The following is a 13,943-nucleotide window of genomic DNA, read 5'->3' on the forward strand; positions in this document are numbered from 1 at the left end:
GGACGACGTCCGGCCGGGTCGCGCGGATCCCCTCGATGGCGGTGGCGACGTCGGCCGCCTCCCCGACGACGGTGACGTCGGCGCCCAGCTCGGCCCGCACCCCGGTGCGCACCATCGCGTGGTCGTCCACCACGAACACCCGCGGACTCATGCCCCGCCTCCTGGATCGCTACCACGCTCACGCCGCTGCCCGCTCACGGCCCTCCTCGGCAGGACCAGTTCGACCTCGGTCCCCTCTCCCGGGGTCGACCGGACCTGGGCCGTGCCGCCCAGGCGGGCCAGCCGGCCGTGCACCGAGTCCCGCAGGCCGCGCCGGTCGTCGGGCACCGTGCCCGGATCGAAGCCCTTCCCGCGGTCACGGACGAAGACCGACACCTGCTCCGGCGCCACCTCGGTGTAGACGTCCGCGGAGGCGGCGCCGGAGTGCTTGGCCGCGTTGACCAGGGCCTCGCGGGCGGCGGCGCCGAGCGCTGCCAGGTCCTCGTCGACGAAGGCGTCCCCCACGACGACCGAGTCCACGGTGAGCGCGTGGTCGGCCTCCACCTCGGCCACCATCGCGGCCACGAGGCCGGCCCAGGTGCCGCCTTCCCGGACGACGGCGGGTCGTAGAGCCAGGCGCGCAGCTCGCGCTCCTGGCTGCGCGCGAGCCGGCTGACCGCCTGCGGCTCGTCGGCGTGGCGCTGGATCAGGGCCAGGGTCTGCAGCACCGAGTCGTGCAGGTGGGCGGCGACGGCGGCGCGCTCCTCCGACCGGATGCGGGCGGAGCGCTCCTCCGACCGGGAGTCCAGCAGCCGCCGCCACAGCGGGGGCCGTCGCCAGGACGACCCCGGTGAGGATCAGCAGGGTCGCGGCGAAACCGTTGCGGGCGTTGGCGAGCTGGCCGGTCGTGGCCAGCAGCAGGAACAGCCCGACTCCCACCACGACGACCCCGCCGGCCAGCGCCCAGCGCACGCCGGCGACGGCGAGCGTGCGGTCGGTGTCCAGCTGCCGCCAGATCACGGTCAGGCCACCGGCCAGCAGTATCAGCGGCAGGACGACGTCGCTGCTGGCCGACTGCGTCAGCCGGCCCAGCAGCCCGGCGGCGACCAGGCCGAGGACGACCAGCGCGATCCACTGCCGGGCGCCGGCGGGGCGCCAGCCGGTGGTATCGGCCGACGTCGAGGTGACCGTGGACCACGGGCCCGGCGAGGTGCGCGTCCTCGAGGGCGGCTCGCCGATCGAGGGCTTCTACGCCGGCACGGGCTCGCGGTCCTGGACCGACGACGGGGAGCCGGAGATCGAACTGGTGATCCACAGCGGTGTGGGAGACGTGGAGGTGTCCCGTGGCTGACTACAGCGAGTTCCCGACCACGCCGACCGCCTGGCAGGAGCAGCAGTGGCAGGCGGTCGCCCCCCTGGCGACCGAGGACCTGCCCCGGCCGGAGCCCCGCCGGAAGGTCGACCTGGTCGCACTGGTGCCGGGCCTGCTGTTCCTGGTCCTGGCGCTCACCACGATGGTCGGAGGTGACCTGCCGCTGGGGCTGTTCGACGACGGCGCGCTCGTCTGGGTGCTGCTCGTCGGCGCCGGCGTCGCCCTGCTGGTGCGGGAGCTCCGGACGCCGCGCGGCCGGGCCTGACCGGCGGAAGGGGAACAGCGAGGGCTGGGGGCGGCGGTGGCCTCACTCCCACTCGATGGTGCCCGGCGGCTTGCTCGTGACGTCGAGGGTGACCCGGTTGATCTCCTGCACCTCGTTGGTGATCCGGGTCGAGATGCGGGCCAGCACGTCGTAGGGCAGCCGGGTCCAGTCGGCGGTCATGGCGTCCTCGCTGGACACCGGGCGCAGCACCACGGGGTGACCGTAGGTGCGCCCGTCGCCCTGGACGCCGACCGAGCGGACGTCGGCCAGCAGCACGACCGGGCACTGCCAGATCTCGTCGTCCAGCTTCGCCGCGGTGAGCTCCTCGCGGGCGATGGCGTCGGCCCTGCGCAGCACGTCCAGCCGCTCGCGGGTCACCTCCCCGACGATCCGGATGCCGAGGCCGGGCCCGGGGAACGGCTGCCGCTGCACGAGCCGGTCGGGCAGGCCGAGCTGCCGGCCCACCTCGCGCACCTCGTCCTTGAACAGCGTGCGCAGCGGCTCGACCAGGGAGAAGGTGAGGTCATCGGGCAGCCCGCCGACGTTGTGGTGGCTCTTGATGTTCGCCGTCCCGCTGCCGCCGCCGGACTCGACGACGTCGGGGTACAGCGTGCCCTGCACGAGGAAGTCGACGGTCTCGCCGTGCGCCTGCGCGTCGGCGACGACGTCGGTGGCCGCCTGCTCGAACACCCGGATGAACTCGCGGCCGATGATCTTCCGCTTCTCCTCCGGGTCGCTCACCCCGGCCAGCGCGGCGAGGAACTGCTCGCTCGCGTCGACGACCCGCAGGTCCGCCCCCGTGGTGGCGGCGAAGTCGCGCTCGATCTGCTCGGTCTCGCCCTCGCGCATCAGGCCGTGGTCGACGTAGACGCAGGTGAGCTTGTCGCCGATGGCCCGCTGCACGAGCGCCGCGGCCACGGCGGAGTCCACCCCGCCGGACAGCGCGCACAGCGCCCGCCGGTCCCCGATCCGCTCGCGGATCGCGGCCACCTGCTCGTCGACGACGTTGCTCATCGTCCACGTCGGCTCCAGGCCGGCGATGTCGAACAGGAAGTGCTCGAGCACCGTCTGCCCGTGCGCGGTGTGCCGCACCTCGGGGTGGAACTGCACGCCGGCCAGCCGGCGGTCGACGTCCTCGAAGGCGGCGACCGGGGCACCGGTGGAGGTGGCGGTGACGGTGAACCCGGGCGGGGCCGCGGAGACGGCGTCGCCGTGGCTCATCCAGACGTTCTGCTCGACCGGCAGGTCGCCGAAGAGCCGCGCCCCGGTCGTGACGGTCAGCGGGGTGCCGCCGTACTCGCGGTCGCCGGTGCGCGACACCGTGCCGCCGAGCGAGGCGGCCATGGCCTGGAAGCCGTAGCAGATGCCGAACGCGGGCACCCCCGACTCGAAGAGCGTGGGATCCACCTGCGGGGCCTCCGGCGCGTAGACGCTGGAGGGACCACCGGAGAGCACGATCGCCGCCGGCTTCCGCGCCATGATCTCCTCGGCCGGGACCTCGGAGGAGACGATCTCGGAGTAGACCCCCGCCTCGCGGATGCGGCGGGCGATCAGCTGGGCGTACTGGGCGCCGAAGTCGACGACCAGGACGGTCGGGAAGTCCACGCGGTCAGCCCCCGATGACGAGGTCGACGCGCTGGAACTCCTTGAGGTCGGAGTACCCGGTCTTGGCCATGGTGCGGGCCAGGGCGCCGAACAGGTTGGTGCGGCCGTCGGCCTCGCGGGCCTCGCCGAGGAGCACGTCGGCCAGGGAGCCGGCCGGCTCCACCGGCGCCGACGTGCCGCCGCGCGGCAGCCGCGGATGGGCGGCCACGGAGTCCCACCACACCCCGCCGCCCGGCGCCTCGGCCGCCGCGCGCAGCGGCTCGCCGAGCTGGACGGCGTCGGCGCCGCAGGCCAGCGCGCGGGCGATCGCGCCGCTGGTCTCGATCCGGCCGTTGGCGATGACGTGCACGTACCGGCCACCGGTCTCGTCGAGGTAGTCGCGGCGGGCCGCGGCGGCGTCGGCGATCGCGCTGGCGAGCGGCACCCGGATGCCCATGACGTCGTCGGTCGTGGAGTAGGTGTCGGCACCCACGCCGACGATGACGCCGGCCGCGCCGGTGCGCATGAGGTGCAGCGCGGTCGTGTAGTTCGCCGCGCCGCCCACGATCACCGGGACGTCGAGGTCGGCGATGAACTCCTTGAGGTTGAGCGCGTCGCCCTGGGAGGTGACGTGCTCGGCGGAGACGATCGTGCCCTGGATGACCAGCAGGTCCACCCCGGCCGACAGCGCCGCCGGGGCCAGCTGCTCGGTGTGCTGCGGCGAGACCCGGATCGCCGTGGTCACCCCCGCGTCGCTCATCTCCTTGATGCGGGCGGCGATCAGGTCGGTCTTGACCGGCTCGGCGTAGACCTTCTGCAGCAGCGCCACCGGCGGGGCGCCGGCGGCAGCCGCCTCGGTGATCTCGCGGTAGACCGGTGCCGGGTCGTCGTAGCGGGTCCACAGGCCCTCGCCGTTGAGCACGCCGAGGCCGCCGGCCTGCCCCACGGCGATCGCCGTCGCCGGGCTGACCACGGCGTCGCTCGGGCTGGTGACCAGCGGGATGTCGAACCGGAAGGCGTCGATCTGCCAGGCGGTCGAGACGTCGTCGACGTCGCGGGTGCGCCGGGACGGGACGATCGAGACCTCGTCGAGGTCGTAGCCCCGGCGGGCGAAGCGGTTGAGGCCGATCTCGACGGTGTCGCGCACGCTCATGCTCAGCGCCCCCGGTAGTTCGGTGCCTCGACGGTCATCTGGATGTCATGGGGGTGGCTCTCCACCAGACCGGCCGAGGTGATGCGGGTCAGCTGACCGCGCTCCTTGAGGTCGGCGATGGTGCCGGCGCCGGCGTAGCCCATGGAGGCCTGCAGGCCGCCCACGAGCTGGTGGGCGACGCCGGACAGCAGGCCGCGGTAGGGCACCTGGCCCTCGATGCCCTCCGGGACGAGCTTGTCGTCGGAGAGGACGTCGTCGGCGAAGTAGCGGTCGCGGCTGAACGACTGGTTGCCGCGCTTCTGCATGGCACCCAGCGAGCCCATGCCGCGGTAGGTCTTGTACTGCTTGCCGTTCATGAAGACCAGCTCGCCGGGGGCCTCCTCGACGCCGGCGAACAGCCCGCCGATCATCACCGTGTCGGCGCCGGCGACCAGCGCCTTGGCGATGTCCCCGGAGTACTGCAGGCCGCCGTCGGCGATGACCGGGACACCGGCCGGGCCGGCGGCCAGCCAGGCCTCGTAGATGGCGCTGATCTGCGGGACGCCGACGCCGGCGACCACCCGGGTGGTGCAGATGGAGCCGGGGCCGACGCCGACCTTCACCGCGTCGACGCCGGCGTCGACCAGCGCCTGCGCGCCGGCACGGGTGGCGACGTTGCCGCCGACGACCTCCACGCCCGCGTCGCCGCCGAACTCCTTCTTCACACGGGCGACCATCTCCAGCACCGCCCGCTGGTGGCCGTGCGCGGTGTCGACGACGAGCACGTCGACACCCGCGTCGACCAGCAGCCCGGCCCGCTTGTAGGCGTCCTCGCCCACGCCGAGCGCCGCGCCCACGACCAGGCGGCCGTCGGCGTCCTTGGTGGAGAGCGGGAACTGGTCGCGCTTGACGAAGTCCTTGACGGTGATCAGCCCGCGGAGCCGGCCGGCGTCGTCGACCAGCGGCAGCTTCTCGACCTTGTGCTTCGAGAGCAGCGCCAGCGCCGTGTCGGCGTCCACGCCGACGGGCGCGGTGATCAGCGGCATCGGCGTCATGACGTCGCGCACGAGCCGGTTCTGGTCGGTCTCGAAGCGCATGTCGCGGTTGGTCACGATGCCCAGCAGGACGCCGTCGGCGTCGACCACGGGGGCGCCGGAGATCCGGTAGCGGGCCGACAGCGCGTCGACCTCGGCGAGGGTGCTGTCCGGGGAGCAGGTGACCGGGTTGGTGACCATGCCGGCCTCCGACCGCTTGACCAGGTCGACCTGGCCGGCCTGCTCCTCGGCGGAGAGGTTGCGGTGCAGGACGCCCATGCCGCCGACCCGCGCCATGGCGATCGCCATGCGCGCCTCGGTGACGGTGTCCATCGCGCTGGACAGCAGGGGCACCGCGAGCGTGATCCGGCGGGTCACCCGGCTGCTGGTGTCCACCTCGGCCGGGACGACGTCGGACGCCCCGGGGATGAGGAGGACGTCGTCGTAGGTGAGCCCGAGGCGGGCGAACTTCGCCGGCAGCTCGGGCACGGAGTCGGGCTGCATCTGCGCGGCCACCCTTCGGGGCAGATCGGGTCGGACACCGGCCGACGCACCTCGCGGGCGCGCGGGACCGGTTCCGATCGTAGGCGGCGGCGCACGAGAGGCGGTGCTCCGCCTGTTCGACGGCTACCGTGTGACCGTGTCTCCGTTCGACGATTCCTCCGGACCGGACTTCGGCCCGGCCGACGGTTCCGGCCCGCCGCCCCTCACGATGGAGGAGCGCGCCGGGGTCCTCGACGACCTTGCCGAGCTCGAGGTCTTCCGCACCCTCCTCGAGCCCACCGGCATCAAGGGCATCGTCGTCGACTGCCCCGACTGCGAGGAGGAGCACCACGTCGACTGGGCGCTGATGCAGGCCAACCTGCGCCAGCTGCTCGAGGAGGGGCAGACCGGCCGGCACGAGCCGCCGTTCGACCCCGACCCCGACGACTACGTCAGCTGGGACTACGCCAGCGGCTACGCCGACGGCATCGCCGCCCTCGCCGAGCGCGACGAGCCCAGCGGCCGCCGCACCGGCCGTCACGCCCGCGACGACTGAGCGATGACGCTGCGATCCTCCGGATCGCACCGCGGCCAGGGGCCGTTCCCCTGTGCCGCTGAGCCCCGCCGTCATCCCTGCGCGGACCCCTCCGGGGCCCACTCGGGCCGACCAAGCCGTAGCCCCCCGAGAACGCACCGAGGGCTGCCCCCCGATGCCGGAGGCGGCCCTCGGTCCGTGATGGTCCCGGTGACCGGTCAGGTCATGATGCCGCGGCGGAACCCGGTGGCCACCGCCTCGGCGCGGTCCTTCGCGCCGAGCTTGCGGAACAGCCGCCGCGCGTGGGTCTTGATGGTGTCCTCGGAGAGGTAGAGCTCACGGCCGATCTGGGCGTTGCTCTTGCCCTGGCTCATCCCCGTGAGCACCTGCATCTCCCGCATGGACAGCGCCACGGCGGGAGCGGCGTCGCGCACCGTGGAGCGGACCGTGGTGGGCGGCGAGCCGGACAGCGGCGCGGCTCCGCTCCACGCCGGCACGGGGGCGGCCGCCTGCTGCGGGATGCGACCGCCGTCGGCCCGCAGGCCGACGCGGGAGAGACCCAGGCCCATCTCGAACGGGGTCGCGTCCCAGCGGAGGTAGCCGCGGGCGCCGAAGGCGACGGCGGCCCGGACGCTCTCGGTGTCGTCGGGGGCGCCGAGCACGAGCACCGGCAGGCCCGGGTGCGCGCGCAGAGCCTGCGTGGCGGCCGAGAGCCCGGTGTCGACGGCGCGCTGGGTGCCGACCACCAGGACGTCGGGGGTGCGGGTCGCGAGCCGGGACATCAGGGACTGCCCGTCCCCCACGACCTCGACCCGGCCGACGAACGGCAGGGCGACCAGCCGCGAGGCGACGTCGTCACGGACCCGCCGTCGCTCGTCGTAGACCCACACCGTCGCACCGTGCACGGGTGCCCGCAGCCTGTCCTCGATCACGCCTGCTCCTCGCTCCTCCCGGCCGCTCGGCGGCCGGGTCCCCCACCGCCCGGGAGTCGCCCGGCCGGGTGCCGCTCGGGTGGAGGACCCCGGCGGGGCCCTCCACCTCTGCGCAGGTCGGCGGGGCCGTCCGGGCTGCTCCCCCTCCCGGACGTCGACGCGACCTGGAGCCACAGTGATCGACTCCCGGCCGGGGGAACAGACGCCCTCACCCCCCGGGGTGAGCAGCCCTGACGGGCGGTGAGGCAGTGCACATCCCGAAAAGTTGCGAATCGGCCGTGTTTGACGGTGGGACGCCGAGGGCACCGGGCCCCTTGCAGCCGGACAGCCCCCTCCGGCTCCATCGAGTTCTGGAGGAGACATGGCCGACATCCGCAGACTCCCGACGCCCGTCGCCGAGGTCTGGGACTGGCAGCTCCACGGCGCGTGCCGTGGCGAGAACACGTCCCTCTTCTTCCACCCCGACGGTGAGCGTGGGCCGGCCCGGGCGCGGCGGCAGAGCGCGGCCAAGGCCGTCTGCGGTCGGTGCCCGGTCGTCGACGCGTGCCTCAAGCACGCTCTCGCCGTCCGCGAGCCGTACGGCGTGTGGGGCGGCATGAGCGAGGAGGAGCGGGCCCGGCTGATCGCGGCCGAACCCGCTGCGGTCGCCGCGGGGGTCTGAGCCCCGGACAACGCGAGAGGGCCCGGTCCAGGACTTCCTGGACCGGGCCCTCTCGCGTGCTCGGACGGCGCGACCGCCGTCCTGGCTCAGCCGGTGGGGTCCTGGCTCAGCGCTGGTGCCGAGCCAGGACCCCACCCCGTCCAGAGGCTCACCACGAGCGTGCGAGCGGTGAGGAGGACGGGGTGATTCTCAGTGGCTGTGCCCGTGGCCGTGCGCGTGGCCGTGGGTGTGGTGACCACCGCCGGCGTGGTCGTCCTCCTCCTCGGGAGCCTCGACGACGGCGGAGTCGGTGGTCAGCACCATCGCGGCGATCGAGACGGCGTTGTCCAGCGCGGCCTTGGTGACCTTGACCGGGTCGATGACGCCCTCGGCGGCCAGGTCCCCGTACTCACCGGTGGCGGCGTTGAAGCCCTGCCCCTGGCCTGCCTCGCGGACCCGGCTAACCACGACCCGGCCCTCGAAGCCGGCGTTCTCGGCGATCTGCACCGCCGGGGCGTCCAGCGCGGTGCGGACGGCGCGGGCACCGGTCAGCTCGTCACCGGACAGGTCGAGCGCATCGACCGCCGCGGCGGCGTGCACGAGCGCCGAGCCACCGCCGGGGATGACGCCCTCCTCCACCGCCGCGCGGGTGGCCGCGATGGCGTCCTCGATGCGGTGCTTGCGCTCCTTGAGCTCCACCTCGGTGGCCGCGCCGACCCGGATGATGCCGATGCCGCCGGCCAGTTTGGCCAGCCGCTCCTGCAGCTTCTCGCGGTCCCAGTCGGAGTCGGTCGCGTCGATCTCGCGGCGGATCTGCGCGACGCGGTCACCGATGGCCTCGGAGGTTCCGCCGCCGTCGACGATCGTGGTGGCGTCCTTGGTGACGGTGACGCGGCGGGCGGTGCCGAGCACCTCGAGGCCGACCTGGTCGAGCTTGAGGCCGACGTCCTCGCTGACCACCTGGCCGCCGGTGACGACGGCGAGGTCGGTCATGAACGCCGTGCGCCGGTCACCGAAGTACGGCGACTTCACCGCGACGACCTTGACGGTCTTGCGGATGGAGTTCACGACGAGGGTGGACAGCGCCTCGCCCTCGACGTCCTCGGCGACGATCAGCAGCGGGCGACCGCCGGTCGAGAGCACCTTCTCCAGCAGCGGCAGCAGGTCGGCCAGGGCACTGACCTTGCCGCTGACCAGCAGGACCAGGGCGTCGTCGAGGACGGCCTCCATCGCCTCCTGGTCGGTGACGAAGTACGGCGAGAGGTAGCCCTTGTCGAACTGGACGCCCTCGGTGACGTCGAGCTCGGTGTTCAGGGTGTTGCTCTCCTCGACGGTGATGACGCCGTCCTTGCCGACGCGCTCCATCGCCTCGCCGATCAGGTCGCCCACCTCGGCGTCCTGCGCGGAGATGGTGGCCACCTCGGCGACGGCCGCACGCTTCTCCACCGGGATGGCGGCGGCGTCGAGGGCGGCGTGCACGGCATCGACGGCGGCGCGCATGCCCCGGCCGAGGGCCATCGGGTTGGCCCCGGCGGCGACGTTGCGCATGCCCTCGTGCACGAGCGCCTGGGCGAGCACCGTGGCGGTGGTGGTGCCGTCACCGGCCACGTCGTTGGTCTTGGTGGCGACGTTCTTCGCCAGCTGGGCGCCGAGGTTCTCGTAGGGGTCCTCGAGCTCGATCTCGCGGGCGATGGTCACGCCGTCGTTGGTGATCGTCGGGGCGCCGAACTTCTTGTCGATGACGACGTTGCGGCCGCGCGGGCCGATCGTCACCCTCACCGCGTCGGCGAGCTTGTCGACGCCGCGCTCGAGGGCGCGCCGGGCGTCCTCGTTGAACTTGATGATCTTGGCCATGGGCTCTTCCGATCAGTCAGTGCAGGGCAAAAGGCGACCGCCCCGGGACCCGAGTTCGGGTCGCCCGGGGCGGTCGTGACGTGCTGGAACGGCAGCCCCGTCCAGAGGCTTCCCCCGAGCGTGCGAGGGGTGCGGGGGACGGGGTGTTCTACTTCTCCACGACGGCGAGCAGGTCGCGAGCGGAGAGCACCAGGTACTCCTCGCCCGCGTACTTGACCTCGGTGCCGCCGTACTTCGAGTAGATGACCACGTCGCCGACGTTCACGTCGAGCGGCACGCGGTTGCCGTTGTCGTCGATGCGGCCGGGGCCCACGGCGACGACGGTGCCCTCCTGGGGCTTCTCCTTGGCGGTGTCCGGGATGACCAGACCGGACGCGGTGGTGGTCTCGGCCTCGTTGGCCTGGACCACGACGCGGTCCTCCAGCGGCTTGATGCTGACCTTGGTAGCGGTCGTCACGTCGGTGACGCCCCCTTCGGTGTAGGACGGCAGGGATGTTCGATGCTGTGGCACGGGATCCGGGCACCCGCCGTCGCGGGGGTCGGGCGCCAGCCCGTGTCGTTTGGCACTCTACCCAGGAGAGTGCCAGCCGCTCAACCTGGTCCCCGGGGTGGGTGACGTCGGGACGGACCGGCCCGTGCGCCACGCTGTGCCGGTGGACCGGGAACCCGAGGAGCAGACCGCTGAGACGCTGCGCCAGCTGCGGGCATTGACGACGCCCGAGGGGGCCGCGGCGCTGTCCCGGGCAGCGTCGCTCCTGATCGAGGGGGTGGACGCGGTCGCCGCGCTGACCCGGCTGCGGACCGAGGTGGGCACGGACCTGGCCGGACCGGCGTGGGGCATCGCCCGTCAGCGGCAGAAGGCCCGGTCGACGTTCGGAGCCGACGCCGACCGGCTGCTGTTCACCTCCGACGCGCTCGAGCAGGCCGGCCGCCCGGAGCTCGCCGCCCGTCGCGCGGCCCGCCTGCTGGCCGGAGGTGCCGACTCCGTCGCCGACCTCGGGTGCGCGGCCGGCACCGACACGATCGCCCTCGCCCGCGCCGGGGCCCGGGTGCTGGCGGTCGACGTCGATCCGGTCGCCCGCGAGCTGACGGCCGCCAACGTCGAGGCCATGGGGGTCGCCGACGACGTCTGGGTGGTCGCCGGGGACGCGGTGGAGCTGGTGGCAGCGGCGCGCGGGGGGGAGGTGGCCGGCTGCGGCGCCGCCGTGCTCGACCCCGCCCGCCGGGCCGGCGGCCGCCGGCAGCTGGACCCCGACCGCTGGTCGCCCCCGTGGTCCACCGTCGCGGAGCTGCTCGACCGGGTGCCGACGTCGGTGGTCAAGGTGGCGCCGGGGCTCGACCACGACCGGGTGCCCGAGGGCGTCGAGGCGGAATGGGTCTCCGTCGGCGGCTCGATCGTCGAGGCGCTGCTGTGGGGCCCGGCCGTCTCCGAGACGTGGCGGCGGGCGGCGGTCGTCCGCGACGGCGTCGTGCACGAGCTGACCGCCGACGCCGATCCGGGGCCGGCGCCCGCTGGCCCCGTGCGCGGGTGGCTGCACGAGCCCGACCCCGCGGTCATCCGCTCCGGCCTGATCTCCCTGGCGGCCGCCGGCCTCGGCGCGACCCTGGTCGACCCGACGATCGCCTACCTGACCTCCGACGGCCCGGCGGACTCCCCCTGGGTCAGCTCCTACCGGGTCGACCAGGTGCTGCCGTTCAACCAGAAGAAGCTCAAGGCGCTGCTGCGCGAGCGCGGCGTCGGCCGGGTCGTGGTCAAGAAGCGGGGCTCGGCGATCGAGCCGGAGACCCTCGCCCGCCACCTCCGCACCGACGCCTCCGGGACGGCGACCGTCGTCGTCACCCGCGTCGCCGGCACCCCGACCGCCATCGTCTGCGACGTCAGCGGCTGACCACGTCGATCGGCAGCGAGCTGTCCGCGCCGAGGTCGGGGGCCGACGGCGCGACGCTGGCGGCGACGAGCCGGGAGCCGAGCGCGGCCACCATCGCGCCGTTGTCGGTGCAGAGCCTCGGGCTGGGCACCCGCAGCACGATGCCGGCTGCAGCGCACCGCTCCTCGGCCAGCGCACGCAGCCGCGAGTTGGCCGCCACTCCCCCGCCGAGGACCAGGTGGTCGACGCCGTGATCACGGCAGGCCCGCACCGCCTTCGCCGTCAGCACGTCGGCGACCGCCTCCTGGAACGACGCCGCGACGTCGGCCACCGGCACGGCTTCGCCCGCGCGCTGCCGGGCCTCCACCCACCGGGCGACGGCGGTCTTCAGCCCCGAGAAGGAGAAGTCGTAGGCCGGGTCGCGGGAGCCGGTGAGGCCCCGCGGGAAGGCGATCGCCGACGGGTCGCCGTCCCGGGCGGCCCGGTCGATGGGCGGGCCGCCGGGGAACGGCAGGCCGAGCACGCGGGCGACCTTGTCGAAGGCCTCCCCCGCGGCGTCGTCGATCGTCCGGCCGAGCGACTGCACCTCCTGCGCGAGGTCCGGCACGAGCAGCAGCGAGCTGTGGCCACCGGAGACGAGCATCGCGATCGACGGCTCGGCCAGCGGGCCGTGCTGCAGCTCGTCGACGGCGACGTGCGCGGCCAGGTGGTTGACGCCGTAGAGCGGCCTGTCCAGCGCCAGGGCGTAGGCCTTCGCCGCCGCGACGCCGACCAGCAGCGCCCCGGTGAGCCCGGGGCCGGAGGTGACCGCGACCGCGTCGACGTCGGAGGCACGGACCCCGGCGTCGGCCAGCGCGCGGTGGACGGTGGGGACCATCGCCTCCAGGTGCGCCCGGGAGGCGATCTCGGGGACGACGCCGCCGAAGCGCTCGTGCTCGGCCATCGAGGTGGCCAGTGCGTCGGCGAGCAGCGTGTGCCCGCGGACGATGCCGACGCCGGTCTCGTCGCAGGACGTCTCGAAACCCAGGACGACCGGTTCCTGCTTCACGGCTTCCCCCTGCCCCCGGGCGCTCCCGCGGGGCGCTCCCTCTTCATGACGACGGCGTCCTCGCCGCTCGGCTGGTAGTAGCCGCGCCGCCGGCCGATCTCGGCGAACCCGCGGCGCCGGTAGAGGCCCTGGGCCGTCCCGTTGTCCGCCCGGACCTCCAGCAGCACCACCGGCGAGCGGCGGTCGGCCTCGGCCAGCAGTGCGTCCAGGAGCTGGGCGCCGATGCCCTCGCCCTGCCGGGCGCCGGTCACGCCGATGGTCGCCACGTGGGCCTCGTCGTCGTAGGCGATCAGCCCGGCGTAGCCGACCACGGCGCCGTCGTCGTCGGCCACGAGGTAGTGCCGGGTGTCGGTCCGGGACAGCTCGTCGCGGTACATCGCCGCCGTCCAGGTGTCGGGCGCGAACAGCTCCTCCTCGAGCGCCATCACCGCCGGCAGGTCGGCCGGCCGCATCGACCGGAGCCGGGTCACCGCGTCACCGGCTTGATCGACGTCGGCGGGACGGCGTCCGGGCGGCGCAGGTAGAGCGGCACCAACGGCCCGGCGCAGGACGGGTCGGCCAGCTGGGGGCGGGCGGCGCGCAGCAGCCCGGCGGTGGTGACCTCGGCCGGCACCACGTCTGCTCTCAGCCGACCGGCGAAGGCCGGGTCGCCCACGAACGGCCCGGGCAGCTCGAGCTCCTCGGGCCGGACGACCGCCGGGCCCTCGGTGCGCACGCCGTCCGCGTCGTAGGAGGCCCAGTAGACCTCCTTGCGCCGGGCATCGGTGACCACCGTGCGGGCCCCGGACCCCACCGCGTCCAGCGAGCACACCCCGACCACCGGAAGGCCCCGGGCGTCGGCCAGCGCGGCGGCGGTCACCACCCCGACCCGCAGCCCGGTGAACGGCCCGGGGCCGAGACCGGTGACCACGGCGTCGAGGTCGCCCAGCGCCAGGCCGGCGTCGGCGAGCACGCCCTGGATCGCGGGCGTGAGCAGCTCGGCGTGCTTCGTCCCCGACGGCACCGCCCGCTCGGCGAGCACCGTGGCACCGGCGTCGGCCGCCCAGCGGGCCAGCCCGGCGACGAGCGTCGGGGTGGCGGTGTCGAGCGCGAGGACCAGCACGACCGATCAGCGTAGGCGAGTGCCGGCCGCCACCTCGTGGACGATCTCCAGGTCGCCGTCCGCGAGCGCGCGCAGCGCAGCCGGGCTCAGCTCGACCAGCTACACCCGCACGTCC

The 13,943-nt window shown here is 74.2% G+C and carries 15 protein-coding genes and 1 pseudogene; 5 read left to right on the top strand and 11 right to left on the bottom strand.

Annotation, left to right across the window (positions count from 1 at the left end; genetic code table 11):
* Position 1: 1 nt before the first annotated feature.
* Positions 2 to 151, bottom strand: a pseudogene (locus ABC795_RS14890) (DNA-binding response regulator); the annotation flags it as partial.
* A complete protein-coding gene (locus tag ABC795_RS14895; RefSeq protein ID WP_347057968.1) occupies positions 148 to 999 on the bottom strand; it encodes an ATP-binding protein in 852 nt (283 codons plus the stop codon). The pseudogene ABC795_RS14890 and the gene ABC795_RS14895, both read right to left, overlap by 4 nt.
* Between ABC795_RS14895 and ABC795_RS14900 the strand changes: the two genes are divergently transcribed.
* The gene (locus tag ABC795_RS14900; protein ID WP_347057969.1) at positions 977 to 1,330 is read left to right on the top strand and encodes a hypothetical protein; all 354 of its coding nucleotides are present in this window, start codon (positions 977 to 979) and stop codon (positions 1,328 to 1,330) included. The two genes, ABC795_RS14895 and ABC795_RS14900, sit on opposite strands and share 23 nt — an antisense overlap.
* On the top strand, positions 1,323 to 1,616 hold the full coding sequence (locus ABC795_RS14905) for a hypothetical protein (RefSeq protein ID WP_347057970.1): 294 nt from the start codon (positions 1,323 to 1,325) through the stop codon (positions 1,614 to 1,616). The genes ABC795_RS14900 and ABC795_RS14905 overlap by 8 nt, the downstream gene beginning before the upstream one ends.
* A gap of 42 nt (positions 1,617 to 1,658) precedes the next feature.
* Here ABC795_RS14905 and guaA read toward each other — a convergent pair whose 3' ends face one another.
* Genes guaA through guaB form a run of 3 tightly spaced genes read right to left on the bottom strand, consistent with a single transcriptional unit; the run spans position 1,659 to position 5,870 of the window.
* Positions 1,659 to 3,221: a glutamine-hydrolyzing GMP synthase gene (gene guaA / locus ABC795_RS14910; RefSeq protein WP_347057971.1), complete on the bottom strand. Its 1,563-nt coding sequence runs from the start codon at positions 3,219 to 3,221 to the stop codon at positions 1,659 to 1,661.
* A 4-nt stretch (positions 3,222 to 3,225) separates the two neighbouring features.
* Positions 3,226 to 4,353, bottom strand: coding sequence for a GuaB3 family IMP dehydrogenase-related protein (locus tag ABC795_RS14915; protein ID WP_347057972.1), 1,128 nt, complete (start codon positions 4,351 to 4,353; stop codon positions 3,226 to 3,228).
* Positions 4,354 to 4,355: 2 nt separating this feature from the next.
* Positions 4,356 to 5,870 carry an IMP dehydrogenase gene (gene guaB / locus ABC795_RS14920; protein WP_347057973.1) on the bottom strand — a complete coding sequence of 505 codons (1,515 nt, stop codon included), beginning with the start codon at positions 5,868 to 5,870 and terminating at the stop codon, positions 4,356 to 4,358.
* A gap of 136 nt (positions 5,871 to 6,006) precedes the next feature.
* On the opposite strand from guaB, the gene ABC795_RS14925 reads away from it, so the two are divergent.
* Positions 6,007 to 6,405 (top strand): DUF5319 family protein, encoded by a 399-nt coding sequence (locus tag ABC795_RS14925; protein ID WP_347057974.1) that lies wholly within the window; start codon positions 6,007 to 6,009, stop codon positions 6,403 to 6,405.
* Between the two features lie 197 nt (positions 6,406 to 6,602).
* Here the strand turns inward: ABC795_RS14925 and ABC795_RS14930 are convergent, their stop codons facing one another.
* Complete coding sequence (locus tag ABC795_RS14930; protein ID WP_347057975.1) at positions 6,603 to 7,316, bottom strand: response regulator transcription factor; 714 nt, start codon at positions 7,314 to 7,316, stop codon at positions 6,603 to 6,605.
* Between the two features lie 361 nt (positions 7,317 to 7,677).
* Between ABC795_RS14930 and ABC795_RS14935 the strand changes: the two genes are divergently transcribed.
* Entirely contained in the window at positions 7,678 to 7,977 is a 300-nt protein-coding gene (locus ABC795_RS14935) for a WhiB family transcriptional regulator (RefSeq protein WP_347057976.1), read from the top strand.
* 189 nt (positions 7,978 to 8,166) lie between these two features.
* Here the strand turns inward: ABC795_RS14935 and groL are convergent, their stop codons facing one another.
* Both groL and groES read right to left on the bottom strand, forming a co-directional pair.
* Entirely contained in the window at positions 8,167 to 9,810 is a 1,644-nt protein-coding gene (gene groL / locus ABC795_RS14940) for a chaperonin GroEL (RefSeq protein ID WP_347057977.1), read from the bottom strand.
* Positions 9,811 to 9,958: 148 nt separating this feature from the next.
* A complete protein-coding gene (gene groES, locus ABC795_RS14945) occupies positions 9,959 to 10,267 on the bottom strand; it encodes a co-chaperone GroES (protein WP_014377938.1) in 309 nt (102 codons plus the stop codon).
* 196 nt (positions 10,268 to 10,463) lie between these two features.
* On the opposite strand from groES, the gene ABC795_RS14950 reads away from it, so the two are divergent.
* Entirely contained in the window at positions 10,464 to 11,699 is a 1,236-nt protein-coding gene (locus ABC795_RS14950; protein ID WP_347057978.1) for a class I SAM-dependent methyltransferase, read from the top strand.
* Here ABC795_RS14950 and tsaD read toward each other — a convergent pair.
* From tsaD to tsaB, 3 genes are read right to left on the bottom strand one after another with little or no spacing between them, the layout of a single operon-like run.
* Entirely contained in the window at positions 11,689 to 12,726 is a 1,038-nt protein-coding gene (tsaD, locus tag ABC795_RS14955; RefSeq protein ID WP_347057979.1) for a tRNA (adenosine(37)-N6)-threonylcarbamoyltransferase complex transferase subunit TsaD, read from the bottom strand. The genes ABC795_RS14950 and tsaD overlap by 11 nt on opposite strands.
* Positions 12,723 to 13,196, bottom strand: coding sequence for a ribosomal protein S18-alanine N-acetyltransferase (gene rimI, locus ABC795_RS14960; protein WP_347057980.1), 474 nt, complete (start codon positions 13,194 to 13,196; stop codon positions 12,723 to 12,725). Before rimI ends, tsaD begins: the two co-directional genes overlap by 4 nt.
* Positions 13,193 to 13,828, bottom strand: coding sequence for a tRNA (adenosine(37)-N6)-threonylcarbamoyltransferase complex dimerization subunit type 1 TsaB (tsaB, locus tag ABC795_RS14965; protein WP_347057981.1), 636 nt, complete (start codon positions 13,826 to 13,828; stop codon positions 13,193 to 13,195). The genes rimI and tsaB overlap by 4 nt, the downstream gene beginning before the upstream one ends.
* Between the last annotated feature and the right edge of the window lie 115 nt (positions 13,829 to 13,943).

It is taken from the genome of Blastococcus sp. HT6-30 (genome assembly GCF_039729015.1).
Taxonomy (GTDB): Bacteria; Actinomycetota; Actinomycetes; order Mycobacteriales; family Geodermatophilaceae; genus Blastococcus.